Genomic DNA, 25,860 nt, shown 5'->3' on the forward strand with positions numbered 1-25,860 from the left:
GATGAGCCTCTTCAAGGATCAATTGAAGTTGGATATCGGAAGGACGTTCTTCAATCCGAATGAGTTCGCGACGCCGATCATGATCAATGGCGTCGAGCATCAAGTGGTCATCGATGAAGATGAGCTGAAACGGTATAACTTTAAGGTGACGGAAAAAGGGGAGGGGCTTGCCGAAGGCGAGCTCCTTTTCCACGTCCCTAGAATCGGGTTTATCGAAGAACCTTATGAAGGACAGCGTATCCGTATCCGCGGAAGACTGCATGAAATCATTAAGATCTACGAAGATGATGACATGTATTCGATTGTCATAAGGGGGTATAGCTCGTGAAACCGGAGATCACGGTCAACGATCGAATGATAAAGGATGTCCAAAGCAAGTTGGTCGGATTTGAAAAGAGGGCTCCAACAGTCGTCTCGGCAGCGCTCAACCGGGCGATGACGACGATGACGAAACAAATTACGGTCGAAGCCCGTTCGAGATATCACATCAAGGTGAAAGATGTTCGTCCGACACTCAAGAAGAGCAAGGCAAACCGTAGTAACCTGTCGGCGACCGTACTCAGCACTGGGCGAACCATCCCGCTAGACCGGTTCGTTGTCACTCCCCGGACAGTCCAACCCAAACGTAAAAAGCCGATTTTGGTCGCAGTAAAGAAAGGGCCCAAGAAGCCGCTTCCGGGAGCGTTTGTCGGCGACATCCAAGGGGTCAAGGTGTTTAAGCGGAAGACGAAGAAGCGTTTGCCGATCGGCCGTTTGTTCGGACCATCTGTGCCACAGATGATATCCGGACGACAAGTTCAAGAAGAAGTGTACGAGGCCGGACGCATCATGTTTTATAAGCGTCTCGATCATGAAATTAAGAGGATTCTGAGCAAGGGGGCGAGTGTATGATTCCCATCATCTTGCAGGCAGAGCTGAAGGAAGTCGTCCTTTCGTTGTTCGACGACAAAAAATTTGTGGCGCCCGAAGGTGAGAGCCGAAAACTTTCCGTCTTTGAGCAGAACCTTCCGCAAAAACAGCAGAAGGATGACTCGCCCTATCCGATGGTGATCATCAAATTGATCGAGGGCGGCAAAGAGAAGAGAGAGGACCCGAACGTCACAAACGTCGGGTTCATTGTCGGGACTTACGACGAGAATGAAGATAACCAAGGTTATCGAGACGCAGTCTATATTTTGAACAGATTGCACGAGTGTTTCGAGAACCAACCGGTCATCGGTGGAACGTTCGAACTGACAGGACGGATCAACTGGCGTCTACATGAAGAAGATCTTGACCCGTATTTTTTCGGGGTCATGGAGACACAATGGGCCGTGCCGGAGCATGGCCGAATGGATGTGGAGGAATTAATATGACAGAAGAATCAAAAGAACACATTAAACCACCTCGAAAAGAGAAGCGTTTGGAACTACCTAAGACGGGATTCGTCACGAGTTTGGCGGAGGACGGACCGGAACAAATCGTCCCGTTAGGAACAGTCGTATATATCGGGCCGCCTCTAAAAACTGTATCGCAGTTCGCGGTCTTCTCGAATGGGTTACCGGAATCACTCGAGCTTGCTCGAGTCGAGTGTCCGGCAATCGGAGGACTCATCATCCCGACGAAGGACTTAAACGAGGCGACGATCGCTTTAAAGCGAACGGGTAGCAAAGAGAGCATCCTGTTCGAACAAGTTAAAAAACATTTAGGGAGTGAAGTGTAATGGCATATAAACACGGTATCACCTTGCTTGAAAACCCGACATCACTCACGCCGCCGGTCACAGCCGAATCGGCGGTTCAAATCGTTGTCGGAACGGCTCCGGTTCATCTCGTAGAGAATCCGGGATCGACGGTCAACAAACCTTTCCTCGTGCATAACCTAGCGGGAGCTGTTAAGGCTGTCGGGTACAGCGAGAACTTCGAGTCGTTCACGCTCTGCGAGTCGATTTATGCTTCGTTTTACGTGAAAGGTGTAGCGCCACTCGTTCTCATCAACGTGTTGGACCCGGCAATCCATAAAGAGGCGATCGTTGACAAGGCATTCACATTGTCGAACGGACAAGGCGTCATCGATGAGGAGGGCGTATTGCTCGAATCATTAGTCGTCACAAACGGGGCGACACCACTCGTGAAGGGAACAGACTATCTTGTCGCATTTGACGATTATGGTAAACCGTCTGTCGTGAAATTATCGTCGACAATCACGGACGACGCCTCATTGAAAGCAAGCTTTGACAAGCTCGACCCGAGCGCTGTGACGAAAGCGGACATCATCGGCGGGTACGATGCTGTCGCGAAACAATACAAAGGCCTCGAACTTATCAAGAACGTCTATCCGATGTTCAACGTCGTGACTGGATCTGTCCTCGCGCCGGGTTGGTCACACGATCCGGAAGTCGCCGCCATCCTTCAGGCGAAGGTGCGGAAGATCAACGGAGGTTTCAACGCGATGGCCATTCTCGATATCGATACGGCCCAGGTCACGTCATACGATGAGGTGCTCGCTTGGAAAAATCAGAATGGCTATAACGGCGAGCAAGCTATCGCGCTCTGGCCAAAGGTCAAAATCGGAGACAAGCAACTGCATTACAGCGCGCTCATGGGTGCGACAATCGCGGCGGTGGATGCGGACAACGACTCGGTACCTCACAAGTCACCCTCGAATGAATCCGTCGCAATTTCAGGGGCAGTACTCGCCGATGGCAGTGATGTCTACCTCGACAAAGAAGAAGCGAACCATCTAAATGGGAACGGTATCGTGACATTGCTCAATTGGAACGGATGGAAAACGTGGGGCAATAACACGGCTGCCTATCCGAATACGACAGATCCGAAAGATCGTTTCATCTCGATCCGCCGCATCTTCAACTGGTGGGGAAACAGCTTCATCCTCACATATTTCGACAAAGTCGATGATCCGACAAACTATCGCCTCATCGAGTCGATTATTGATAGCGAGAACATTCGAGCAAACGGATATGTCGGACGTGGCCAACTTGCCGGCGCGAAGATCGAGTTTCGCCAAGAGTTGAACCCGGCGACCGACATCCTGAACGGCAAAATCACATTCATTCAAAAAATTGCAGCCTATCCTCCGGCCGAACACATCGAGAACATCCTCGAATTCGACCCTCAGATGCTGACTAACGCTATGTTTGGAGGCGCTTGACCATGAATCAGATTCCAGAAAAAGTAGTCAACTTTAACGCGTATAACGGAGCCAATAAATTGATCGGTGTAACAGGCGAAGTGACGCTTCCGAACCTCGAACCGATGACGGAGACCATCTCAGGAGCGGGTCTCCTCGGTGAGTACGAGAGTGTCTCACAAGGACATTTCGGTAGCACGCCTGTCGAAATCCAGTTCCGGACGTTGACGGACCAATCATTCAGCATGCAAGAGATGGCTGGACAAGTATTGACCCTTCGCGCAGCTCAACAAGGATATGACGTCTCGTCAGGAGTCGTCTCCCATCGCGCACTCAAAATCACGCTCAAAGGTCAGCCGAAAGGGATCAACCCGGGTAAGATCGGTGTCAATGCCGCCACGGAGACGACGACAGTGCTGGAGGCCGTATATATCAAAATCGAAGAGGGCGGAAAAGTTCTTCTCGAGCTCGATAAAATCAACTTCATTTATGTGATCAACGGGAAAGACCAGCTTTCGACGCTCCGTAACATGATCTAACAAACCAAAAAACTAGGGGGAAATACAAGATGGACGCAAAAACGAACGAACAAACGGAAGCAGTGAACGTAGAGTCGAAAAAGCAAGCGGAAGGGATCGTAAAATTCAAGAAGCCATATAGCTTCGAAGGACAAACGTATCAATCGGTCGATTTGTCAGGGATTGATGATTTGACAGGCGACGACCTTCTCGAGGCGGACCGGGCGTATACGGCCTCTGGACAGTTCTCGCCACTGCCGGAGATGACGTTGGCCTATGCCTTCTCGATTGCCGCGACGGTGACGAAGCAGCCGATCGAGTTCTACCGTTCGTTGCCTGCAAAAGAGGGGCTCAAAGTGAAGAATGAGGTCATCCGTTTTTTGAACAACTAGGAGTGGCGGAGCGGCAGAACGGAATAAGCAAGTTGGTGGTGACGGGGCGGGTGGTGCAGAAAGTGTCCATCCGTCTTTCTTCTGTCGTCCACACCCCGTTCCATCATTTTATGAAGATGCCGCTTCCCCGTCTCTGGGATTTCGTCACGGATGTACGTGAGGTGAACAAAGATGGCTAACGCACAGACGTATGAGATTGCCTTTAAGCTCGCCGGTATGATGGATCCATCCATGCAGAAAGCGTTCAATCAGGCGCACAAAACGCTCGGGAAGACGACCAAGGAGACGAATGAGGTCGAGAAGAGCAACCGATCGCTTGGCAAGAGTTTCTCGGCATTGAAGGGTCCGGCCATCGCGGCAGCGGCGGCCATCGGTACCGCCATCGCGGCGGTCAGTGGAGTCGCTGCCATCAAAGGGGCCGTAAATACGTTCGCTGACTTTGAAAAGGCAATGAGTAACGTCAAAGCCGTATCGGGCGCGACCGGTAAAGATTTCGAACAATTGAGTGAAGTTGCCCGTGAGATGGGCAAGCAGACGTCCAAGAGTGCGGCGGAGGCCGCGGACGGATTGCAATATCTTGCTCTCGCAGGATGGGATACGCAACAAATGATGGCAGGAATCGAGCCGGTTCTCCGATTATCGGAGGCTGGTGCCATCGACCTCGGTAGGGCCAGTGACCTCGTCACGGATTCCATGTCTGCCTTAGGAATCCAAGTCGATCAACTGCCTGGTTTCTTGGATAAAGTTGCACACACTTCTAGACGCGCGAATACGAACATCGATGCTTTGATGGAAGCATTCCTTGTTGCGGGTGGAACTCTGAACACGTTCAATGTACCTCTCGAGGAAGCGAATGCCATCCTCGGTATCATGGCGAACCGTGGTTTCAAAGGTTCGGAGGCCGGAACGGCGCTAAACGCCATCATGGTCAACTTGACTTCCGGGCTAGGCGCTGCCGGCGCCGCGATGACTGAGCTGAATTTGAATGCGTTCGATAGCGAAGGGAAATTCCGAGGTCTCGAGACGATTTTCATGGACGTCAAAAACACATTGGCAGACATGACCGACGAACAACGAGCCCAATATATCTCGATGATCGCCGGCAAAGAACATTTGAAGACATTCACCGGTATCTTAGAGGGACTGGGGAACGAGTACGGCGACTTGAAAGGCGAAATCCAAAGCGCGGACGGCGCATTGATGGAGATGGCCAACACGCAGATGGACAACCTTCACGGATCGGTCGAGATTTTAAAATCGGCATGGTCCGAGATGAACATTGCCATCGGTGAGCGGGTCGCTCCGGCCGTTCGTTATTTTGTCGAATACGGAACGGCGATGCTCCCGAAAGTTCAAGACAAAATCATGGGCATCGTTGACAGTGCAGGCAAGATGTTGAAGCCGTTGGCGGCCGCTAAAGATATCCTAACTGGCGACTTCGTCAATGGTCGTAAGATTATGCTCGAGCTTGGGTATGACCACAAACAGATTGACGCATTTCGAGACCGCATCAAAGAGGCAAAAGAGTTTGCGAATACCGCGTTTGCTGGAATTAAAATGTTTTCGGGCGATTTTGCCCAAGGTCGCAAACTCATGCTCGACGTCGGATTCGACCATAAACAGATTGACGCGTTCCGCGACCGGGTGAAATCGGTGCGAGACGTCGTTCTGGATGTACGAGAAACGGCAATCGAGATGGCTCAAATGGTCGGGGGACAGTTCCTCGATTTGGCCAAAAAAGTAGGCGGAGATGTTCTTGGCGCATTTGGTCAGGTGACGAGCTTTTGGCAGGAGAATGGAGCATCAGTCGCCGGATATGTCGGTTCTGTGATCACGAATGTCGGGAACATGGTATCTGGTTTCCTCAGCTTGATCGAGTCAGTCTACGACCTGATAGCGCCGTTTCTCCCGAAAATTATCGGCTTCTTCGTCGACATCGGGAACCAGCTATTGACATTCTGGCAGGAGAACGGCGCGCAGGTACTGCAGGCTGTTCAAAATATTTTTGCCGGAATCGTCAAAGTGGTTCAATTTTTAGCGCCGGTCGTACTCCCGATTTTGAAAATGATTTGGGATTCTGTGGCCGGTTTGATCCAAGGCGCCGTCAATATCATTATGGGCGTCATTAAAATTTTCTCAGGCATCTTTACCGGAGACTTTGCAAAAGTCTGGGAAGGGGTCAAACAACTCGTCGTCGGAGCGGTCCAGTTCATCTGGAACTATGTGAACTTGATGTTTATCGGTCGCATCCTTGGCGGCATCAAAGCGCTCGGAGCTGGCCTATTGAAAAACTCAGGTGCGATGTGGGCCGGAGTGAAAAACTTCTTCAAGAATGGTGCGGAGAACGCCTATTGGTTGGTCAAGGAGCTTGGTACCAAGGTTATACAGACTGTATGGAAAATGGTCACGAATGCGCTTCAATTCTATCGTAACCTGTGGCTGAACGCTGTACGCATCTTCCAAACTTTGAAGGCGTTTGGCGTCAAAACTTTTGCTGCCTTGAAAGATACGGTGGTCAATGTAGCGTCGAACATGGCGAATGGTGTACGTAGTCGTTTCGGGCTTATGAGAGACCGTGCCGTTGAAATCGTCACAAACATGAAAAAATTGATCAAGAACCGCTTCGATGACATTATCTCAATGGCCAGAGCATTGCCTGGAAAAATGGGAGAAGGAATCAAGGCGATGGGTGGTAAGGCCGCGGACGGCGCAGTCCGAGTCGGCAATCTAATGCTCGAGAAAATCGGCAACGCTGTAAATGGCGTGATCAATGGATTGAACTGGGTCGGTGGGAAGTTAGGCATCGACACGAAGATCCCGACATGGGCGGTACCGCAATACGCGAACGGGACGAAGGGACATCCGGGCGGTTTGGCCGTGCTCGGCGACGGACGCGGGTCGAACGCGGGTCCGGAGCTGTACCGCACGCCGAATGGCCGTGTCGGATTGAGCCCGGCGACCGACACGTTGATGAACCTGCCGAAAGGCACCGAGGTCATCAACGCACGAGCCACGCGAGCCGTGCTCGCGCAACAACAAATCCCGCAATACGCGCTCGGGAACGTCAAAGACGCGTTCCGGACGGGCATGCAATGGGTCGGCGAGAAGACGGGACAACTGAAAGATGCCGCATTCGATGTCTTCAGTTACCTGTCCGACCCGACGAAACTACTTTCGAAAGTGCTCGACCAGTTCGGTGTCGCCCTCCCACAAATGAGCGGGGCGTTCGGTGACATCGGCAAAGGTGCGTTCGGGTTCGTCAAAGACCAGGCGCTCACTTACATCAAGGGGATCCTCCCGAAAATGAGCGAATCGACGGGCGGGTCATTGGGTGCCGCTTACAGCGGTTCCGGTGCGGGCGTGGCACGTTCTGCCATCACGCAGGCGCTCGCCATGCTCAACAAGCCGTTGAGCCTGTTGAATCCACTCATGACGATCGCGCAGAAAGAGTCGGGCTTCAATCCGAACGCGATCAATGACTGGGACATCAACGCCCAGCGCGGAGACCCGTCGGTCGGCCTGTTCCAAATCATCAACTCGACGTTCCAGCGTTGGAAGATGCCGGGCTTCAACAACCGGCGCAATCCACTGGACTCGGCGCTCGCTGCCATCCGGTACATGGACGGCCGATATGGCGGGATCATGAACCATCCTGGTATCCAAAACATGATGCGCGGCGGCGGGTATCTGCCGTATGCCAACGGTGGCATCGTCACGAACGCACACCTCGGCCTCGTCGGCGAGGCGGGTCCTGAGGCGATCATCCCGTTGTCTGAGGAAAAACGCGGTCGGGCGACTAACTTGCTCCGTCGCGTCGCCTCACGCTTCGGGCTCGAACTTGGGGACCGAAGCAACCCACTTCGGGATTTGCTCGACTTCGGGAAAGGGGACGACAGAAAAACCGACCCGAGCGCCGACTCAAACTACCAGTTCGTTTACAGCCCGGTCGTCCATATGGCACCAGGCTCATCGCGGCAGGAAGTCGAGGACGCGCTGAAGTTCAGTTATGACGAGTTCAGACGAATGGCCGAGCAGTTCGAACGAGAGAAGAGACGAAATCGATACTGAGGAGGGAGCAGATGCAGACCTATACGACGGTGAGCGGCGACACGTTCGACCGCATCGCCTTGAAGTTGCTGGGGAGCGAATATTTGCTCCCTGTTTTATTGCGCGCCAACCCGAAACACCGGTTGACGCTCGTGTTCACGTCCGGAGTGGTACTCGATATCCCCGAGCCGCCTCGTGAAGAAATCTTCGCAGGTGAGCCTGATTGGTTGCTCGGAGACGGTGAGTCGGAAATGATCGGCGATATGTCGGCAGATGACGGGGTGTTCGGATGATCAAGTTCGCACGTCGTGTTCGTCCGGAAATCTTACATGACAACGTCAATGTGACGCGGGAGATCGAGGACTATCTGACATCGATCTCATTCGTCGACAACATCTCGGCGGAACCTGATACGGTCACATTGGCACTGTCAGACCGCGAAAAGAAATGGCGTAGCGCATGGCGTCCGAAAATGGGCTCTGTCATCAAGTGCGCGCTCGTCGTATCGACCGGTTGGGATGACTCCAAGCCGACGAGTCGATTCATCGGCACATTCGAGATCGACAAGTTCGGCGTTTCCGGACCGCCCAAGATCTCGACGATCGAGGGATTGTCCATCCCGCAGAGCACGACGCTGAATCGTTCGCAGAAAACAAAAGCTTGGGAAAAGTCGAATTTTCGCAAAGTGGCAGGAGACGTCGCCAAGACGAACGGGATGTCGCTCTATTTTTCAGCCCTCGACAATCCGTATTATGATCGGGTCGACCAAGAAGGAGAGACGGATCTCGCGTTTCTGATGCGGCTTTGTTCAGACGCGGGTTTCACGCTCAAGGTGGCCAACAAAAAGTTGATCGTCATGGACGAGATGAAACTGGAAGAAGCGCCGGAGAAACTCATCCTCAAAGAGACGGACAAGGCGATCAAGGACTATAACGGGGACGACTCACTGACGAGCCTCTATCGAAGTTGCTCCGTCAAGTGGACGGACCCGAAGACGAAAAAAGTGAGGCGTTATACCTTCACACCGAAACGCCCGCCTGCGACGAACCGGGTCCTCTATGTCAACGAGGAGATCAGTTCCGAGTCGGCCGCGAAAAAATTGGCGATGGCGAAGTTGCGGGAGGCGAACAAGAACGGGTTGACCTTCTCGGTCAGGCTCGCTGGTTTCCTGACCGCATTCGCGGGCGAGACGGTCAAACTGGAAGGCTTCGATGCGTTCAACGGCAAGTACATCATCACGAGCGTGTCGGCGACCATCAGCAAGGGCTCAGAGACGACGTTGTCGCTGAGACGTGTATTGGAGGGATATTGATGCGACATGTGGACATCGGACGTGTGTCGGCGATTTATCCGGAGCGCGCGACGGTCCGCGTCCTGTTCGAGGACAAGGGTGGCGAAGAGGTCGTCTCTCGCGAGCTCCCTATCATCGGGAGAGGCAGCATCCGCGTCAGGGATTACTGGATGCCTAAAATTGACGAGCTCGTCGTCTGTATCTTCGTCGAGGGAAGCGCCAAGCAAGGGTATATCCTTGGCTCCATCTTCAACGACGTCGACAAAGTGCCGGTTAAAGAAGAAACGAAGCGCCACGTCGAATTCGAGGATGGCGCCTACGTACAATATGATTCGAAAACCAAGAACATGACCATCCAACTCGTCGGAAACGGCACGTTGGACGTCAAAGGACGCGTCATCGCCGACCAGTTCACGACGCGGAACGGAGGGACATCATGAAAATCGGAACATTTGCGGGTGTCTCGTTCGAGGTGTCGTCAAGCAAGGTGCTGACGTTCAGCGACCTTTCGAGAAGCGGTTCGGCGAGATGGTCCGTGCACGACATCATTCAACAGAAACCGTTGCCGGAGTTCGAGGGTCCGGGCCAAGAGTCGATCAGCATGAAGATCTTGTTGAAGCGATCGAAGAAGGTCGATCCGGAAAAAGTGACCCAACAGTTACGCAGTTTCCGGGATGGCGGCAAGGTCGGTACGCTCGTCATCGGGCAAAAGCCGATCACGAACGGATTCTGGTATATCGAGGATATTCAAGAGACGCATCGATTCATCGACAACAAGGGCGTCTCGCATACCATCGAGTTGTCACTGGCCTTGAAAGAGTACCCGAAGGACAAGCCGGTTCGGCAGAAACCAAAACCGAAGTCACCGACAGCCTCGACCTCCGCCAAAAAAACGGGGTCGATCGGTACCGCGACAGTGAAGGTCGGGATGCTCAACTGCAGAATGGGCCCGTCCCTCAACGCACGCATCAAGAAAGTGATGCGCAAGGGACAAAGTTTTCAGGTGTACGGCTACGTGACCGGCAGCGGCATCCGATGGTACAACGTCGGCGGCGGCTTATATATCTCGTCCGTGTCAACGTACACGACATTCAAAAAGAAATAGGGAGGCTTGAAGATGACGGTGCATCAAATCAGTTCATCGGACGGCACGACCATCGACTACGGGGCGACCGGCCTGGCCGCCATCTTGCAGAGCGTCTCATTTTTATTGGACACGCTCGTGGACAGCTACCCGATGCATCGTGAGTTCGGGATGGACCCACCGATCGACGACCCGAGTGAGATGGCGAAAAACGAGTGGTCGGCGCAGGTGATCGAGAAGCTCGAGCGGAACATCCCTGAGGTCAACGTGCAAGAGGTGCTCGTCGAACAAGATGAGTCAGACCTGTTGAACGGTAGAATCAGAACGACGGTGAAGGTGGTGATAGAAATTGACACGATTTAACTTGCCAGAGATCGAGTTCGTCTCGAGCGACGTCGAGGAGTATGAACAGCTCGGCGTCGCGAAGTTCGAGCAACTGTTGCCCGGCGTGCAGCTGAACGAAGCTGACCCACGCTACAAGATGTTGCAGGCGGCCGCTTATGTCGCCGCCTTGCTCGCGAACAACATCGATTACACGGGCAAACAGTCGCGCCTCGCCTATGCGGACGACAATTACTTGGACCACCTCGGTAATGACAAGGGTGTGCCTCGGCTCGAGGCGAGACCGGCACTCGTGACCCTGCGTTTCGAGGTCGTGAATCCGGAGCCGTTCGTCATCTTCGAGGGGACGACGGTCGCCTACAGTGGTATCGCTTTCGAGACGATCGGTGATATCACGGTCTCGGTGGGCGTCCCGCATATCGACATCATCGCAAAAAGTACCGAACCGGGACTGGGCGGGAACGGGATCGCCCCCGGGTTGATCAACGACCTGCAGACGCCGATCCCTTGGGTGCAGTCGGTCCAGAACATAACTGCCTCGAACGGTGGGATTGACGTCGAAGAGGACGAGGCCTACGCAGAACGCATCCATCTCTCGCCGGAAGGTTATTCGACGGCAGGACCGGAACTTGCGTATATCTATCATGCGAAGACGGCGCACCAGGGCATCATCGACGTCAAAGCCATCTCGCCGGCACCAAGCGTCGTCAAGATCGTGCCATTGATGGAGGGCGGCGAGCTACCGAGTGCCGAGGTGCTCGAGGCCGTCCGTGAGAAATGCTCGCCACGCGACATTCGTCCCTTGACTGATTTCGTGACGACCGCCGCGCCGTTACCGGTCTATTACGACCTCACGCTCGTCTATTACCTGCCAGAGAGTTACCGGACGGCCGAATCGTTCCATCAGAGTGAGATCCAAGCGGCAATCTTTGAATACAAGTCATGGCAACGCTCGAAACTCGGGCGTGGGGTCGACCCGGGCGAACTCTATGCCCGAGTGCAGGAAAGGGGCGGTCGCCGCGTCCTGGTCGAGCCGAACGAATACGTGCCGATCGCGGATGACCAGGTGGCGCGAGAACGAAATATCAGCGTGACGTTCGGGGGATTCATCGATGATTGACTTACGCGACTTCTCGTTGCGGGATATCCTGCCACGTTCGCTCACATCGCAGCCTGAGAACGCCGCGTTGACCGAGGCGATCACGGAGATGTTCCGCTTCGTCCTCGAACAGACCGACGTGCTCGACCCAACCAACCCGATCCCCGAGATGCTGCTCGACATCATCGCGAAAGAAGAGCATCTCGACTACTACGACGATCAATTGAGCGCCGACCAAAAACGAGCGCTCATCCAGAGCTCGTGGTCCGTCCATCGGAAGAAGGGGACGGCACAGGCCATCGAGGACGTCGTCTCCATCATTTTGGACAAGGCGAGAATCGTGGAGTGGTTCGAGTATGGCGGCGACCCGTATCATTTCCGTATCGAGATCGATGGTCCGTTACGAAGCGAACGTGACCTGCCTTCCGCATTCCGGGCCGTCGAGAAGAACAAACGGAAATCGACCCGGCTCGAATCCATCTGGTTCCGTCGGGATGACAGCATCTACTACCGCGTCATCTATAAGAACGGACGGATCCACATTCACCCGGTCATCGCGGTGCGTGCGGGCATTTATATGCCGGGTACCGTCCATCAGGCGATTGTTCGTTCGAAGACGACGTCCTCGAACGGCGTCGGTCAAGTGGTCATGTCCGGCTCGATGTATTCTGGCCAAAAGCCATCCCGCATCGACGTCGGTACTTCGGTCGACAATGAGGTGACCGTGACGGCGATCGTCGAGAGCGGTTCATCTGTGCCGCCGGTCGTCAAATACGAGCCGTTTTATGAGGGCACAGGTGCTTCAGACGACCTTGGAACCGAATCCGTGATAGCTCATGGTACGGCGACGCTACCGTTTGCCGGGGTCACCTATACACAAAAAGGAGAGTGAGACATCTTGCTCAAATCGAACATGATTCAAGACATCGCCCGACTGATCGACCAGACGTGCGTGAGCGCCGACTATACGATCGGCGGGGTGACGTATCCCGCGAAGATCCGTCGGTCCGTCTTGTCGGGCGACACGGTCATCAAACATGTCTATCTGACGACGAAAGCGCCGAACGGGACAGTGACCCGTTGTCGGCTGTTGGATCAGTCGGGCGTGGTGCGTGCCGAGATTGCGCCGAACAAACCGAAAGAAAAGAACAAAGGCCGACTGTTTCAATTCAAATTTAAGACGGAGGTGTCGTGATGCAACGGACACTCATTTATGATCCGACCTCGTGGGAGGACCGGGTCCTCGATGACAATAACGGAACGGTGCTCGTCGAAGGGACGCCACTCGACGAGGAGAACATGAACAACCTCGAGGAAGGGATCCTGCTTGGCCATAATGGCGGCGGACTCCTATCGATCATGGCGCTGAACTTGATCGCCCAGTTAAATTTCGAGCTAGAGCGCTACAAAAAACAAAAATTGCTGCAAGGCAAGGCGACCATCGTCAATGCGATCACGGACGATGGCTATTTCCGTTCGGCGGAGCCGTTCGTGTTGATCAACCTGTCCGGTTGGCCACAGTCAAATGCGCCGGACTATGACGTCGTGGTCACCCCGACGGGTGACGCGAGTGCGGCAGGGACGTTCGTCGTCTATGACAAGACGCAAAACGGGTTCAAGGTCAAAATGACAGGGTCGGCGAAGAGCGCAGCGTTCACGTGGACGCTCGTCAACCCGAACATCCAATAAGGAGGACGAAATAATGATCATCTCAAAAGTGGCAGCTGGCGAAACGGCTGCCTTTTCTTTGCGGTCGGGCGTATTAAAAATCGAAGGACAGGTGGAGATCCCACTCTCGGAGCGGCAAGGGGAGAACGAACGCGTCATCGATGTCTGTTTGGACAACGATTTGTTGCGAGTCCGTGAAGGGCTCGGCGCCTGGTACGTGGCAACAGTTGTCATCCCTGCGCGCGAATATGAATATGTAGAGGGTGAAACCGACGAGGAAGCCGGAGAAATGGTCGTGATGCCTCTTGACGTCAAAAAAGTGAAGCTCGTGCTGTGGCCGTTGCCACAAGTGTATCTCGACTCGAAAAAGGTTCCAGAACAACAATCAGACGTGGAGGTGGCTGAATAATGCCATTCGTATTCTCAATCAAGGACAGTTATCGGCATGCGGTCGAGGCCGCGACAGGTGGAAAGAACACGGTCATGTATGACGATTTAGGCAATCCGTCGGTCATGGTGTTCGTGCCACGTTTTAATTTAGCGGACGTCATCACCGGTGCGCCGGCCACACCTCACCCAGCGTTCATCGTTGATGGCGTGGTCAAGGACGGGATCTGGATCTCGAAATATCAGAACGTCATCAAAGACGGTCGCGCCTACTCGCTCCCGGGTGTGGCGCCGGGTCATTCGATGACAATCGACACAGCGTCCGCCGCATCGAAAGCGAAAGGTGCCGGATGGCACTTGATGACGAACGCCGAATGGGCTGCTATCGCCTTATGGTGCAAGAAGAACGGATTTATGCCACGCGGAAACAACAACTATGGAAAAGACCATGCAATGCCGCATGAGGTGGGCCGATTGGAAACTCCGGCGTCGCCTGCACGTATTTTGACGGGTACCGGTCCGGTTTCGTTCGCGCATGATAATACGGTTGCGGGAATTTACGATCTCAACGGGAACGTCAACGAATTCGTCGACGGCTTCCGGTTGGTGAACGGGAAAATCTACGTCCATCCGGACAACAACTTCAACACACCGGACAACCTTGCGAACTGGTTGGACACAGGCGTGTTCTTCGACAACTCGACGACCGGGAACGATACACAATCTTCAGTGTCGGCCGGAGGTTCATTGATTTTGAACAGCCTACGCGAGAATCCGATGTATACTGGCGGCGACACGGATTCAAGTTTTGCCGAGAACAATGCGGCATTCGAATCATTGGGGGCAAAGGCAGGGTATACGGTCCCTGAATTGATGAAGTATCTCGCCATCGCACCGACTACTGGCGACCACGGTTCAGACCGCATCTATGTACGAAACTACGGCACGCGTATCCCGTTTCGCGGCGGCAATTGGTCTTTTTCGTCCAATGCCGGGGTGTTCTTTCTCCACCTGCACTACCCGCGCTCGATCGCGTCTACGTCTCTGGGCTTCCGTTCCGCGTTCGTCCAGTAATCAGAAATCTGTCAGCTGAATATCTGAGTGGGCCCACGATAGTGGGCTCACCGCTTTTAGGAGGATTTTATGCACGACTCGGATTTGATCGTACAAAAGAAAATCGAGGACATGATTGGTTATGGGTATATCGCGTTACGCAACTATCCGAAGCAGGAACGATATGGACTGGCTGCGGACACCAAACAAAGCATGTACAAACTGCTCGAACTGACTGTTCGGGCGAACAAACGATACCACAAAAAGACAACGCTTCAAGATCTGGACATCGAACTGGAGTTCCTCCGTTTCTTGACGAGGTTAGCGATGGAATTGGGATTCTTGCCATTCAAACAATATGAGGTGTGGAATCGTAGTTTGTCTGAAATCGGCCGCCTGATCGGCGGCTGGATCAAATCACAAAAAGAGAAATAGTTTCCTTGGGAAGGCGTCTACTATGTGATCGTGGTCCCGATTCGCGGCGGCAATTGGAATAATTCGTCCAATGCCGGGGTGTTCTATCTCAACCTGAACAACCCGCGCTCGAACGCGAATACGAATCTGGGCTTCCGTTCCGCGGTTCTGTCCCGAAGAAGCCGGACATCGGATACGATGCCGGACGGTGGACAAAACGGACGCCTTTCCATGCCTAGACGGCAAAAAAATAAACAGCATCGTCTCTAGTTAGTACGATCAATGGAAAGGTAGCGACGTCACTTTTGAAACGAATCGGACAATTATTTGGGGAAATTGTAGAATACGAAAACTTATACGCAGCATACAAAGAAGCAATCAAAGGGAAACGCTACAAGCCAGAGATCCTCCGGTTCACGCAAAATCTAGAAGAGAACCTGATCATCTTACAAAATGAATTGATTCATAATATGTATCGGGTGAGCCCATACCGACAATTCTTTGTCCTGGAACCGAAACGTCGACTGATCATGTCGCTCCCGTTCCGAGACCGTGTAGTTCAATGGTCGATCTATCAGACCTTGCTCCCGATTTACGAGAGGACATTCATCTATGACTCGTACGCCTGCCGGAAAGGAAAAGGGTCACACCGTGCGGTCGCGAGACTGCAGCATTGGATCCGGAAAGATTTCAAAGGGGGTGGTTATTGCCTGAAGTTGGACATCGCCAAATACTTCTATCGGGTCGATCATCAGATACTCTTGTCAATTATCGAGAGGAAGATCAAGGACAAGCGGCTGTTGGGTCTGATTCATTCGATCATCTCGAGTGAGTCAGACCTTTTCGGTGTCGAGCTCGGAGATCACCAGTACGTCAAGGGGCGTGTGCGGGGTATCGGGATGCCGATCGGCAACCTGTTGAGTCAACTCTGTGCGAACATCTATCTGAACGAGCTCGACCAGTTCGCCAAGCACACGCTCAAGATCAAACACTACATGCGCTATATGGATGACGTGTTGGTGCTACACGACGACAAGAAGGTGTTGCGGGAATTGTTGTTCGAGATCGATTGTTTCTTGAAGGACGAGTTGCATTTGTCCATCAACAACAAGACATCGATCCGACCGATCTCGCACGGCATCGATTGGGTCGGTTATCGTGTGTTCCGGACGCACATCCGGATGCGGAAATCGACGGCGATCCGCATGAAACGTCGCGTGAAGTATTTGACGAGGCAATACAGCAAAGGAAGAGTGAACGGTGACGCGGTCCTTCGGACGTTGCGCAGCTATGACGGCCTAATGAAGCATGGTGACTGCCATGCCTTGCGAAAGAAATTATACAGGGATACAGTGCTCGTGCGGCCGAGCGATAACGAAACAGGGAGTGTCGAAGATGCCAGAGGACTTGATTGAACGAGTTGACCGGATAGAGGAAGACATGAAAGAACAAAAAAAGGTGATTCAACGGATTGAAGAGACGGCGAAACAAGGTGCGGATCTCGCGCCGGCGGTGGAAGACCTCAAATCCAATCACGGCGAACTGAAAGAATCCATCCACACGCTTGAGAAGACGATGAAGACGTTGACCGAGAACGTGGCCACGCAGGCGCAGAGCAATCTGTTGACCGGCGCAAGAGTCGAAAGTATAGCGGTCGACCTGAAAGACTTCCGCGCCGAGCAGGCGAAGCGCGACGGGCGCAACGAGGTTATGATGGGCACCGTCATGAAACAGTCGGACAAGATGCTCGACATCTTCAAGGAACAGGTGCAGCTTGACGGGCAGGTCAACGTCAAAATCGAGGAGACCCGCCAAAAACGTTTCGAGACCGAACGCGAGGTCAAGTCACATTATTTTAAGTGGCTGCTGATTGTCACTCCGTATATCGGCGGTGGCGCGGCAGCGGTCTGGCATTACATTATCAAATGACGTCATCTTCGGATGGCGTCTTTTTAATTACAGTCACAGGGAGGAATTACATTGTCGAATGTTCAAGTAGGAGATATAGAAATCGGCGTTGACGACGGACACGGTCTGGCACCACTGACACCAGGGAAACGGACGCCTTTCATCCAATCAATCGGGCGTTTCATTCCGGAGAACGAGTTCAACAAAGCGGTAGCGGCTTATCTCATTGTCGAGTTGAAACGCTGCGGATTCAAAGTGGTGGAGACGGCACCCGGCGATGCGGATCATTCACTGGCTTCTCGGGTGAAACGGGCGAACGACGCAAAAGTAGACCTGTTTATCTCGATTCACTACAACGCGATTGATGGAAAATTCGATGGTCCGGGCAAAGACCCAGAAGGATTCTCGGCGCATATCGATCCTTCAGGCGGTCAGTCTGAAGTGTTCGCGAAGATCGCGCTCAAACATTTGGCCAAAGGCACAGTCCAAAAAAATCGTGGCGTTGTGAAGCAACAACTTTACGTCACGGCCAACACGAAAATGCCTGCAGTCTTGTTCGAACTCGGCTTTATGGACAATAGCCGCGAGGCCTTGCTCATGATCGACAAGTCGTTCCAGCAAGAGTGCGCCCAAGAACTTGTGATGGCGGTATGTGAGTTCTTCAAAGTACCTTACGCCAGTGCGCAAAAACCGCAAGCCATCAAACCGCCCGCCTCGATGGTCAAACTCGGGACGGCGAAGATGATCCGGGACGTACCGGTCTATGCGAGCGCCAAGTTCGGGACCCAGACTGGTGCACGACTGAAAAAAGGCGACGTGCGTCATATCTATTTGATCGACCGAGGCTGGTACCAGTTGTTCAGCGGCGAGTTCATCCCGAGCAATTATGAGAAGAACTTCGACTTCGAGCCTGTCCCGTCAAAAAAGACTGAACCTCCAAAGGTGCAATCCAAACCTTCGGAGGCAAAACCCGTCGCTCCGGAGAAAACGATTCGCCGCGTCATCGTGGACGGGAAACAGATCGGTGCTTTCAAAGAGGAGTCAGGAGTCGTGAAAGCCGTATCGGATGCGTTGAGTAAGGATCCTAAAAACATTAAAGTAGAGGAAGTGTGATATGGAATATCCAACAGAGTTGCTTTTGCTCGTCACGTTGATCGCGCCGGTCATCGTTGGATTGAACGAGGTCGCGAAACAATCGATCAACATCCCGAAGAACCTGGTCCCGCTTGTCGCATTGTTCATCGGCATCCTCGTCGGCATTGCGGCCGCGCCGTTTACGACTGTCGATATTTATGTGCGGATCTGGGCCGGCGCAATCGCCGGACTCACGTCGACGGGCCTGTACGAGGTAGGGAAGCAGCGAGAAGGTCACACGAAAGAATAAAGTGAAAATAAAACGATACAGCAAAATCCCACTCGCCTGAGTGGGATTTTTTTGTTTACTCGATGTCCGAGGATCCTAGCTCTAACGGACGTTCGAACTTCCCGTCAAAGCGAAGATTGACAGAAAATAATTCACCTTCGCTCCTGACATGCAACATCACTTTTTTCGAAAGAATCTTTTCCACACTGAAAATGACGTCTCTCGTTTCGAGCCCATTCACCAGCCTGTCATGGATCCAGTTCAACTCCTCGAGAGATGCTCGCCTGATGAATTTTGTTCTTACTGACATCTTCCTCACCTCGTTTCGAGCATAATCCTTTCAGCGGAAAGAGTCTTGTGTCCATTCGGTTAAATGAGGGTATGATGAATGATATAAGAAAGGGCCCTCTACAGAGAGCCCGCTTTCTCGACTGCATGATGCATGTCATCAAATTGGAGTTGGATTCGCTCGTCAATACGCGAACTAAATTCAGCGCGTACAACCCTTTCGTTCTTTGTGATCACATGCATCTTCTCGACGAACTTTAGGACTTCGGAGATCTCCTCTTTGGTGCCGATGATCGCTAACTGCATAATCTCGTTGCCTCCCCGTGCCGCAAACAGGTGACGTTTTGATAGAATCATTTACCCATATATCCGGAGAAGGAAACGAATTGCACACCAGCTTCCAAAACGTCCATTGCACACCTCATTGCACACTAGGTAGATAACTCATGTCGTCATGGCGACCATTGTCCCTTCTTTATATAGTAGGAGATGACGACAGATGAGAGATGGAACGATACAAACAGTACTACCAGTTCTTCGGCAAGCGTCCGCCGAGACGTGCTGTCGAGCCGACTTCAGAAGGTAAGTAAGTCGTCAGTGCACGTAGATACAAAAAAAGCTTTTAGAGCGACTTCAGACCGTAGACACATGTCTATGGTCTTTTTCTGTTCGGACGACAAAAACGCTTCTTATTCTTTAGAAAACGTTAAATAGGCGCCTAGCAATGTCAGTCCGAGAAGTAAAAACAAAAACCAAGGCGAGATGTTTCCACCCCATGCAAGCGATCCTTCTTGTGTTGCTACGTAAGATGCAGCCTGTAAGACAGAATCAGCTAATTCATTCAATTGAAAGATTAACATGCCAAACAAAATTGTTTGCGTAATGATCAGCAAACCCACCAAGCGTTTCATATTTGAACCTCCTAAACTATATGTATGCCGTACTGACAGCAATAACTCCTAATAAGGCGGGGTTAAAAATTTGAAAATTTGTGTTCCATCCCGATTCACCATCATTCAAGAGAAACGTGAAACATTCGACTGCATATCTTATTCAACAAAAAGAAACGCTCTTCCTTTAACTAGAAAGAGCGTCGTCACGTATACTGTTGAATCGGCGGTAAAAATAGTTGACTCACGCGGGGAGGTTACGTGTTATTCGCCGACCATTCCATCCCCGTCATTATCCCGCATATGCGGGTAGAGCCAGTGGTCGCTCGTGATCGGCATGCTGAAGCCGGCGTCTTTCGCTTCCTGGATCGTCACTTGCCCGTTCCCGTTCGCATCGACGCTTGATACGTCGCCAACCGGCTCTGCAGCAGGAGCGGGAGTAGCCTCCGGTTCTGGTTCACTTTCGGTCAATCCGAGCCCTTCGTTCACCTCGTCCGGGTTCACATTGTCGAACTTGTCGACGATGACATTGCCATTCAACGTGTATGTGTATTGATAGCTCGACGGGATTTGCGTCTCGGTATCCGGATACGTGATGATGGCCTCGAAATCGGTCGCTCCGCCCGCACTACGGATCACACTTTCCATATAAGCCTGGTCCCCGTGCCGATTGAGCGTGCTGTCTTGCGGGGTGATATTGAAGGCGTTAGAGACGCCCCCAAGCGAATCGGCGATGACATGTCCTTCATCTAACGAATGATGTTCAACGCCGGGGACTTTCGCCTCGTCCCAGTAGTAGCGTCCTGACGAGGTGACGTCCTCGCTCTCATCATCTTGTAGGATGATCTCGTCAGCTGTCACTTTCACGAGTTGCCCGTGATCGTTCGTGAACGCCCAATATTCACGGTCCCCGAAACCGACGTCGACGACAACATTCGCCTCGCGATGCCCAGACAAATCACCACCGTCGACTTCGACACGTTCATAGCCGGAGAAGCGATCGCTAGTCGGTTGTTGTTCCTCCGCTTCCGTCTCGACAGCAGGTTCTTCTTGTGAATCGGTCACTTCAACGGATTCTGCTTGAGACTCAGCCATATCGGACGATTCTTCTTGCGAATCGGTCACTTCAATCGTATCATCGATAGGAGACGTCTCTTCTTCGGTGCTACATCCGGCCAGTAGAAACATCGCCAGCGGTAAGGCTAAATAAGTAAATCGTGCTTTCATTTAAAAACTCCTTTAATCACTTGGTACATACTTGTTCATTCTAGGAATCTTTGAATGATTATACAAGGCTTAAGATTGGAAATTGTAGGATTTCTGAATATATATAACATGAACGATTTGACTAGGTGTACTTGAAGCGTTTCAATCGTTCGGTTACAGGTTATACATACGTATACATAGTGGAGAGGAGACGTCTCATGCAACTATACACGATTGAATATGCGTTTCAAGACAAGGAGCAGACGACACGAACGTGTGAAGTCGAGCTTGATCGAACGCCGGACTTGAACGATAACGAGCAACTCGCTGATCTTTATCAAATCGTATCGGACGCCATTCGTAAGCCGATCACAAGTTTTGAAATTTTAGCGGTCCATTAAATGAACCATCGACCCCGGGCCGACGCTTTGGGGTTTTATGCAGTCAATCGAAAGAGGAGTGATGTTGAAATGAAATTAGTCGTTGTTGGTTTAGGTGATGTTGCCAAGAAAGCGTATTTACCGGTCTATGCCGGGCTAGATGGGGTAGATGTTTATCTTGTCTCGCGAGATAAGGAGAAAGCGGAACAACTCGTCCGTCAATATCGATTCAGCGGTCACTTCCGAACGCTTGAGGACGTCCCGCTCGGTGAGATGAATGCGGTGTTGATCCATTCGACGACGTCAGCGCATGCCGGACAAGCCGAGTACGCCCTTCGGCAAGGCGTCCACGTCTTCATTGATAAACCGGTCACGTTCACGCTCGAGGAGACCGAACGTCTCGTCCGGCTCGCAGACGAGCACGAGGTCGAACTCGTCACCGGCTTCAACCGTCGTTTTGCGACGGCGACGGCGGCGCTCAAAGAAGTCGAGAACCCGAACCTCGTCTTGATCCAAAAGAATCGTACATATCAGCCGGCGACGCTGCGTGAGTTCATCATCGAGGACTTCGTCCACGTCGTCGACACGCTCCGTTACTTGACCGGTCTCAATCTGGTCGAGGATTTGTCTGTTCGGACGCGTTATGAAGGGGATACGCTCAAGCAGCTCCAGATCAATTTCACGGCCGGCGGCGTCGAGGCGGTCGGCATCATGAACCGGGACAACGGCTGCACCGAAGAAGTGATGGAAGTGATGTCACCGGGTCTAAAACGCGTCTCTCGAGACGTCGAGCGCGTCTACGACTTTACGCCCGACGGCATGCTCGAGCGCGCCTTGAGCCCGTGGGAGTCGAATTTGACACGGCGCGGCTTTACGACGATGATCGACGCGTTTCTCAAACTGTTGAACGGGGAGCCGAACGGTTGTGTTCGCGCCGAGGACAGCTTGACGACCCATGCCCTTTGTGAACAAATACTAGACGCGGCAACACGGTGACGAAATCGTTTCTGGCGGGGCTAGACAGGGTAAGAACTCCCTAAAAGGAGGGGATGCGCAGTGGATGTCCGTGAATTGGTCATGCAAGCGAACGACCTGTTATGGACGTATGTTCTTATTTTTGTATTGATTGCCGGTGGGATCTACTTCACGATCCGGATGGGATTCGTGCAGTTTAGAATGTTGCCGGAAATGTTCAAGTTATTGTTCATCAAAGGGCTCAAACATGAGAAAGGGCAAGTATCCTCGTTCCAGGCGTTCGCCATCGGGACAGCGGCACGGGTCGGCACTGGAAATATCGCCGGTGTCTCGACCGCGATCGCGCTCGGTGGGCCTGGGGCCGTGTTTTGGATGTGGCTCATCGCCTTGATCGGTTCAGCCTCGGCTTTCGTCGAGAGCACGCTCGCCCAAGTGTACAAAGTGCATGACGGCAAGGCATGGCGCGGCGGACCAGCCTATTACATCGAGCGGGCGCTCGGTCAACGTTGGCTCGGGATCGTCTTTGCGATCCTCATCACGTTCGCGTTTGGCTTTGCCTTTAACTCCGTGCAAGCGAACACGATCGCGCTTTCTGTCAATAACGTCTTCGCCATCGATACGGTCTGGGTTGGTGTTATCTTGGCCGTTGCGACGGGGATCGTCATCTTCGGCGGGATCCGGTCGATCTCGACGCTGTCCGGGATCATCGTCCCGATCATGGCGGGTGGGTATATCTTGCTCGCGCTCTGGGTCGTGCTGACGAATCTCGACGTCGTTCCGGCCGTGTTCTCGGCCATCTTCTCAGAAGGTGTGCTAGGCTTCCAAGAATTGTTCGGCGGGGCCGTCGGAGCGATGGTGCTTCAAGGTATACGGCGCGGCTTGTTCTCGAACGAAGCGGGGATGGGGTCGGCGCCGAACGCCGCCGCGACCGCCGAGGTCAGCCACCCGGTGAAGCAAGGGTTGATCCAATCGCTCAGTGTCTTCGTCGATACGCTGTTCATCTGTACGGCGACCGCGATGATCGTCTTGATCTCCGGGGTTCCCGGTTCTGAAGACTTCCAAGGTATCGAGCTCGCGCAAGAGGCACTGTTGACGGAGATCGGACCGGTCGCGACGACGCTCATGACGATCGCCATCCTGCTGTTCGCCTTCAGCTCGATTTTAGCGAACTATTACTACGGAGAGACGAACATCGAGTTCATCTCGGAACGGAAAGTGTATGTTGTCATCTATCGTATCGCCGTGCTAGGGATGATCATGTTCGGCTCGGTCCGCTCGGCCGGACTCGTCTGGTCGATCGCCGACATCTTCATGGGATTGATGGCGCTCGTCAACATGTACGCCATCTTCCGTCTCAGCAAAGTCGCTAAGCTGTTGCTCGACGATTACGTCGCCCAAAAACGGTCCGGACGGGATCCGGTGTTCTCGCGCGATGACGTCGATCTGCCGGGCAAGGAACATCTCGAGGCGTGGGAATCGAAACGAGAACACATCAGTTAAGGACGAGGCAAGAATAGGCAACGACTGTCGTATTCTTGCCTTTCAAGCAACAATATTATTATTTCACATACCGCATTTATATTAAATAAATTACGAAAAGAGTAGACAGCATGATACAGACGTTTAAAGTTTTATTCAAGCGCTTTTTTGCCGAACGTTTTTTCGATCAAGCCGCGATGTTGGCTTATTATTTCATCTTGTCGACGTTTCCGTTCTTACTGTTCGTCCTCGGCATTGTTGGATGGCTCCCGTTCACGAGCGGGGACGTCATCTCGGCGCTGTCCCTCGTCATGCCGGAAGCGAGCTACCGACTGCTAGAAGGGAACATCGAGGCGATATTTGATGACTCGAGACTGCGTCTGGCGTCGCTCAGCATTTTGCCGGCGCTGTGGATTTCGTCGATGGCGGTCCAGTCGCTCGTCCGGTCATTGAATGATGCGTATCGCCTCATCCGGAACAAGTCGTTCTTAAGAGGGGCTCTCCAGGACATCGCCGTCACACTGGCGCTCATGTTCGTTTTGCCGTTCTCATTGGTCATCCCTGTCGTCGAGACCGCGTTGCGCGAACTGTCGACGCGGATCATCTTTGTCGACGACATCGTTGCGGGATATGCGCAAATATGGTTTTACTTCCGCTGGGTCGTCGGGACGCTCGTCATGTTTGGTGTCTTCCTGCTCGTCTACAAATGGCTGCCGAGTCATCGCGGGACGTTCCGTGACAGTTGGGCCGGAGCATCACTCGCTACTATCGGCATATTGACAGTTTCCAACGTCTTCAGCTACTATTCTCAATATGCCAACTACGAACAGTTTTACGGTCAGCTCGGTGCGTTTATTATCTTGTTGGTTTGGTTTTATTTGGCGGCTTCCATCATCCTCCTCGGAGGGCTATTGAACGCCACGCTCATTGAACAAAAAGAAATTTCCGATTGACCTGCAAATGCTTGTTATCATTCAACGATTGAGGGAATGATACCGTTAAGACACATCTTTTAATCGGAGGTGGGAAACATGGATATGCAACGGCTCGTACACAATCGTCGTTTCATCGATCAAACATTGTTTTACCTCGCCTTACAATTATGGAAGTGGGTCATGTTATTACCGGTACTCTTTTATTTGGATATCTCAATGAGTACCGCTCCATTTTCGCAATACTTGATGGTCAGCCTCCTGCTGTACGTCACGTTTCGTGTCATCCAATACGTGGTCGCCAGCCGGGCTTCCTTGATGGAGCTGTTAGAATTCGGCTATGCGGTCTTGTCGCTCGTGCTCGTCCTGTTTTTACTGATCGAGCTCTCCGCTTCTCCTGGTGCCATCGCTTTGATCGTCGGAGTGTTCTTGGTCCACCCGTCGTTGGCACTGCACCACTATCGTGACTTCACGGAACGAAAGTGGTTGAACAAGCAGTTCCAGCTGTTCAGCCCGATGCTACGGGAAGGGGAGGTCCCCGTTCACGTGCTCGTCTTGACCGAAGATGAGATCGTGATCACGGCCGAGAGCGGCAAGGAGTTCACGTATCGACATATTTACTGGGGTGGCTTCTATTTCGAAAACGTCTCATGAAGGTGGTAAGGTGATTGAATAATATAATTGTTATTGTGTTTTGGGTTGTCACGTTCGTCGCTTTTTTTAAAGGGGCTTACGACATGTGGCGCGAGTACCGTGCCACGAAACAGAAATCGGTGCTCTACTTCCTGCTCGTCTTGATCCTCACTTGGTTTTGGTTCAATCCCTACGAATTGACCGCGCTTCATCCGTTCGTCTTAATGGCGTATTATTGGAACCGAAATCGATGGATGAGAAATGCCATGCTCGCACTCGTGCTCGCCACGTTCTTACTCCAACTTTGGGTGATGGCGGGGACGATGTACTAAAGAAGTACAACCGACAAAAAACGCTCGACCCGTGAATTGGGTCGAGCGTT

The 25,860-nt window shown here is 52.6% G+C and carries 33 protein-coding genes; 30 read left to right on the forward strand and 3 right to left on the reverse strand.

Annotation, left to right across the window (positions count from 1 at the left end):
- Nucleotide 1 precedes the first annotated feature (1 nt).
- From EVJ32_RS09605 to EVJ32_RS09725, 24 genes are all read left to right on the forward strand, one after another.
- A complete protein-coding gene (locus EVJ32_RS09605; protein WP_131458051.1) occupies nt 2-328 on the forward strand; it encodes a hypothetical protein in 327 nt (108 codons plus the stop codon).
- Nucleotides 325-891 carry a phage tail protein gene (locus tag EVJ32_RS09610; protein ID WP_131458052.1) on the forward strand — a complete coding sequence of 189 codons (567 nt, stop codon included), beginning with the start codon at nt 325-327 and terminating at the stop codon, nt 889-891. Before EVJ32_RS09605 ends, EVJ32_RS09610 begins: the two co-directional genes overlap by 4 nt.
- Nucleotides 888-1,355 carry a hypothetical protein gene (locus EVJ32_RS09615; protein ID WP_131458053.1) on the forward strand — a complete coding sequence of 156 codons (468 nt, stop codon included), beginning with the start codon at nt 888-890 and terminating at the stop codon, nt 1,353-1,355. Before EVJ32_RS09610 ends, EVJ32_RS09615 begins: the two co-directional genes overlap by 4 nt.
- Nucleotides 1,352-1,702, forward strand: a complete 351-nt coding sequence (locus tag EVJ32_RS09620; RefSeq protein WP_131458054.1) for a hypothetical protein — start codon at nt 1,352-1,354, stop codon at nt 1,700-1,702. The genes EVJ32_RS09615 and EVJ32_RS09620 overlap by 4 nt, the downstream gene beginning before the upstream one ends.
- The gene (locus tag EVJ32_RS09625; RefSeq protein ID WP_131458055.1) at nt 1,702-3,150 is read left to right on the forward strand and encodes a phage tail sheath family protein; all 1,449 of its coding nucleotides are present in this window, start codon (nt 1,702-1,704) and stop codon (nt 3,148-3,150) included. The genes EVJ32_RS09620 and EVJ32_RS09625 overlap by 1 nt, the downstream gene beginning before the upstream one ends.
- 2 nt (nt 3,151-3,152) lie before the next feature.
- Nucleotides 3,153-3,668 carry a phage major tail tube protein gene (locus EVJ32_RS09630; RefSeq protein ID WP_131458056.1) on the forward strand — a complete coding sequence of 172 codons (516 nt, stop codon included), beginning with the start codon at nt 3,153-3,155 and terminating at the stop codon, nt 3,666-3,668.
- Between the two features lie 29 nt (nt 3,669-3,697).
- Complete coding sequence (locus tag EVJ32_RS09635; protein WP_131458057.1) at nt 3,698-4,039, forward strand: phage tail assembly protein; 342 nt, start codon at nt 3,698-3,700, stop codon at nt 4,037-4,039.
- A 171-nt stretch (nt 4,040-4,210) separates the two neighbouring features.
- Nucleotides 4,211-8,107: a phage tail tape measure protein gene (locus tag EVJ32_RS09640; protein ID WP_131458058.1), complete on the forward strand. Its 3,897-nt coding sequence runs from the start codon at nt 4,211-4,213 to the stop codon at nt 8,105-8,107.
- A gap of 11 nt (nt 8,108-8,118) precedes the next feature.
- Entirely contained in the window at nt 8,119-8,379 is a 261-nt protein-coding gene (locus tag EVJ32_RS09645) for a tail protein X (RefSeq protein WP_201740692.1), read from the forward strand.
- A complete protein-coding gene (locus EVJ32_RS09650) occupies nt 8,376-9,398 on the forward strand; it encodes a phage late control D family protein (RefSeq protein WP_131458059.1) in 1,023 nt (340 codons plus the stop codon). The genes EVJ32_RS09645 and EVJ32_RS09650 overlap by 4 nt, the downstream gene beginning before the upstream one ends.
- On the forward strand, nt 9,398-9,817 hold the full coding sequence (locus EVJ32_RS09655; RefSeq protein WP_131458060.1) for a phage baseplate assembly protein V: 420 nt from the start codon (nt 9,398-9,400) through the stop codon (nt 9,815-9,817). Before EVJ32_RS09650 ends, EVJ32_RS09655 begins: the two co-directional genes overlap by 1 nt.
- On the forward strand, nt 9,814-10,482 hold the full coding sequence (locus tag EVJ32_RS09660) for a phage tail protein (protein WP_131458061.1): 669 nt from the start codon (nt 9,814-9,816) through the stop codon (nt 10,480-10,482). Before EVJ32_RS09655 ends, EVJ32_RS09660 begins: the two co-directional genes overlap by 4 nt.
- A gap of 12 nt (nt 10,483-10,494) precedes the next feature.
- Nucleotides 10,495-10,824 (forward strand): hypothetical protein, encoded by a 330-nt coding sequence (locus tag EVJ32_RS09665; RefSeq protein WP_131458062.1) that lies wholly within the window; start codon nt 10,495-10,497, stop codon nt 10,822-10,824.
- Nucleotides 10,811-11,923, forward strand: a complete 1,113-nt coding sequence (locus tag EVJ32_RS09670) for a baseplate assembly protein (RefSeq protein WP_131458063.1) — start codon at nt 10,811-10,813, stop codon at nt 11,921-11,923. The genes EVJ32_RS09665 and EVJ32_RS09670 overlap by 14 nt, the downstream gene beginning before the upstream one ends.
- Nucleotides 11,916-12,794: a phage tail protein I gene (locus tag EVJ32_RS09675; RefSeq protein WP_131458064.1), complete on the forward strand. Its 879-nt coding sequence runs from the start codon at nt 11,916-11,918 to the stop codon at nt 12,792-12,794. The genes EVJ32_RS09670 and EVJ32_RS09675 overlap by 8 nt, the downstream gene beginning before the upstream one ends.
- A gap of 6 nt (nt 12,795-12,800) precedes the next feature.
- Nucleotides 12,801-13,097, forward strand: coding sequence for a hemolysin (locus EVJ32_RS09680; RefSeq protein WP_131458065.1), 297 nt, complete (start codon nt 12,801-12,803; stop codon nt 13,095-13,097).
- A complete protein-coding gene (locus EVJ32_RS09685) occupies nt 13,097-13,591 on the forward strand; it encodes a signal transduction protein (RefSeq protein ID WP_131458066.1) in 495 nt (164 codons plus the stop codon). The genes EVJ32_RS09680 and EVJ32_RS09685 overlap by 1 nt, the downstream gene beginning before the upstream one ends.
- Nucleotides 13,592-13,604: 13 nt before the next feature.
- Nucleotides 13,605-13,979, forward strand: coding sequence for an AAA family ATPase (locus EVJ32_RS09690; RefSeq protein ID WP_131458067.1), 375 nt, complete (start codon nt 13,605-13,607; stop codon nt 13,977-13,979).
- Complete coding sequence (locus tag EVJ32_RS09695; protein ID WP_131458068.1) at nt 13,979-15,031, forward strand: SUMF1/EgtB/PvdO family nonheme iron enzyme; 1,053 nt, start codon at nt 13,979-13,981, stop codon at nt 15,029-15,031. Before EVJ32_RS09690 ends, EVJ32_RS09695 begins: the two co-directional genes overlap by 1 nt.
- A gap of 69 nt (nt 15,032-15,100) precedes the next feature.
- The gene (gene avd / locus EVJ32_RS09700) at nt 15,101-15,445 is read left to right on the forward strand and encodes a diversity-generating retroelement protein Avd (RefSeq protein ID WP_131458069.1); all 345 of its coding nucleotides are present in this window, start codon (nt 15,101-15,103) and stop codon (nt 15,443-15,445) included.
- A gap of 284 nt (nt 15,446-15,729) precedes the next feature.
- Nucleotides 15,730-16,839: a reverse transcriptase/maturase family protein gene (locus EVJ32_RS09710; protein ID WP_131458071.1), complete on the forward strand. Its 1,110-nt coding sequence runs from the start codon at nt 15,730-15,732 to the stop codon at nt 16,837-16,839.
- Nucleotides 16,832-17,353, forward strand: a complete 522-nt coding sequence (locus EVJ32_RS09715; RefSeq protein ID WP_131458072.1) for a hypothetical protein — start codon at nt 16,832-16,834, stop codon at nt 17,351-17,353. Before EVJ32_RS09710 ends, EVJ32_RS09715 begins: the two co-directional genes overlap by 8 nt.
- A 51-nt stretch (nt 17,354-17,404) precedes the next feature.
- A complete protein-coding gene (locus EVJ32_RS09720) occupies nt 17,405-18,445 on the forward strand; it encodes an N-acetylmuramoyl-L-alanine amidase (protein ID WP_161568797.1) in 1,041 nt (346 codons plus the stop codon).
- A 1-nt stretch (nt 18,446) separates the two neighbouring features.
- Complete coding sequence (locus EVJ32_RS09725) at nt 18,447-18,716, forward strand: holin (RefSeq protein ID WP_131458074.1); 270 nt, start codon at nt 18,447-18,449, stop codon at nt 18,714-18,716.
- 387 nt (nt 18,717-19,103) lie between these two features.
- On the opposite strand, the gene EVJ32_RS09730 is transcribed toward EVJ32_RS09725, so the two are convergent.
- From EVJ32_RS09730 to EVJ32_RS09740, 3 genes are all read right to left on the reverse strand, one after another.
- Nucleotides 19,104-19,289: a hypothetical protein gene (locus EVJ32_RS09730; protein ID WP_131458075.1), complete on the reverse strand. Its 186-nt coding sequence runs from the start codon at nt 19,287-19,289 to the stop codon at nt 19,104-19,106.
- 383 nt (nt 19,290-19,672) lie between these two features.
- On the reverse strand, nt 19,673-19,894 hold the full coding sequence (locus tag EVJ32_RS09735; RefSeq protein ID WP_131458076.1) for a hypothetical protein: 222 nt from the start codon (nt 19,892-19,894) through the stop codon (nt 19,673-19,675).
- 243 nt (nt 19,895-20,137) lie between these two features.
- Nucleotides 20,138-21,100 carry a DNA/RNA non-specific endonuclease gene (locus tag EVJ32_RS09740; protein ID WP_131458077.1) on the reverse strand — a complete coding sequence of 321 codons (963 nt, stop codon included), beginning with the start codon at nt 21,098-21,100 and terminating at the stop codon, nt 20,138-20,140.
- 197 nt (nt 21,101-21,297) lie between these two features.
- Here EVJ32_RS09740 and EVJ32_RS09745 point away from each other — a divergent pair, with 197 nt between their 5' ends.
- From EVJ32_RS09745 to EVJ32_RS09770, 6 genes are all read left to right on the forward strand, one after another.
- On the forward strand, nt 21,298-21,480 hold the full coding sequence (locus EVJ32_RS09745; RefSeq protein WP_016509062.1) for a hypothetical protein: 183 nt from the start codon (nt 21,298-21,300) through the stop codon (nt 21,478-21,480).
- A gap of 69 nt (nt 21,481-21,549) precedes the next feature.
- A complete protein-coding gene (locus EVJ32_RS09750; RefSeq protein ID WP_131458078.1) occupies nt 21,550-22,455 on the forward strand; it encodes a Gfo/Idh/MocA family protein in 906 nt (301 codons plus the stop codon).
- Nucleotides 22,456-22,515: 60 nt separating this feature from the next.
- Nucleotides 22,516-23,934 (forward strand): alanine/glycine:cation symporter family protein, encoded by a 1,419-nt coding sequence (locus EVJ32_RS09755; RefSeq protein ID WP_236634163.1) that lies wholly within the window; start codon nt 22,516-22,518, stop codon nt 23,932-23,934.
- A 110-nt stretch (nt 23,935-24,044) separates the two neighbouring features.
- Complete coding sequence (locus tag EVJ32_RS09760) at nt 24,045-24,866, forward strand: YihY/virulence factor BrkB family protein (protein WP_131458079.1); 822 nt, start codon at nt 24,045-24,047, stop codon at nt 24,864-24,866.
- An 84-nt stretch (nt 24,867-24,950) separates the two neighbouring features.
- The gene (locus EVJ32_RS09765) at nt 24,951-25,499 is read left to right on the forward strand and encodes a hypothetical protein (protein WP_236636093.1); all 549 of its coding nucleotides are present in this window, start codon (nt 24,951-24,953) and stop codon (nt 25,497-25,499) included.
- Nucleotides 25,500-25,513: 14 nt separating this feature from the next.
- The gene (locus EVJ32_RS09770) at nt 25,514-25,810 is read left to right on the forward strand and encodes a hypothetical protein (RefSeq protein ID WP_236635523.1); all 297 of its coding nucleotides are present in this window, start codon (nt 25,514-25,516) and stop codon (nt 25,808-25,810) included.
- Nucleotides 25,811-25,860: the final 50 nt, after the last annotated feature.

Source organism: Exiguobacterium sp. SH5S4 (genome assembly GCF_004337045.1).
Lineage (GTDB): Bacteria > Bacillota > Bacilli > Exiguobacteriales > Exiguobacteriaceae > Exiguobacterium > Exiguobacterium aurantiacum_A.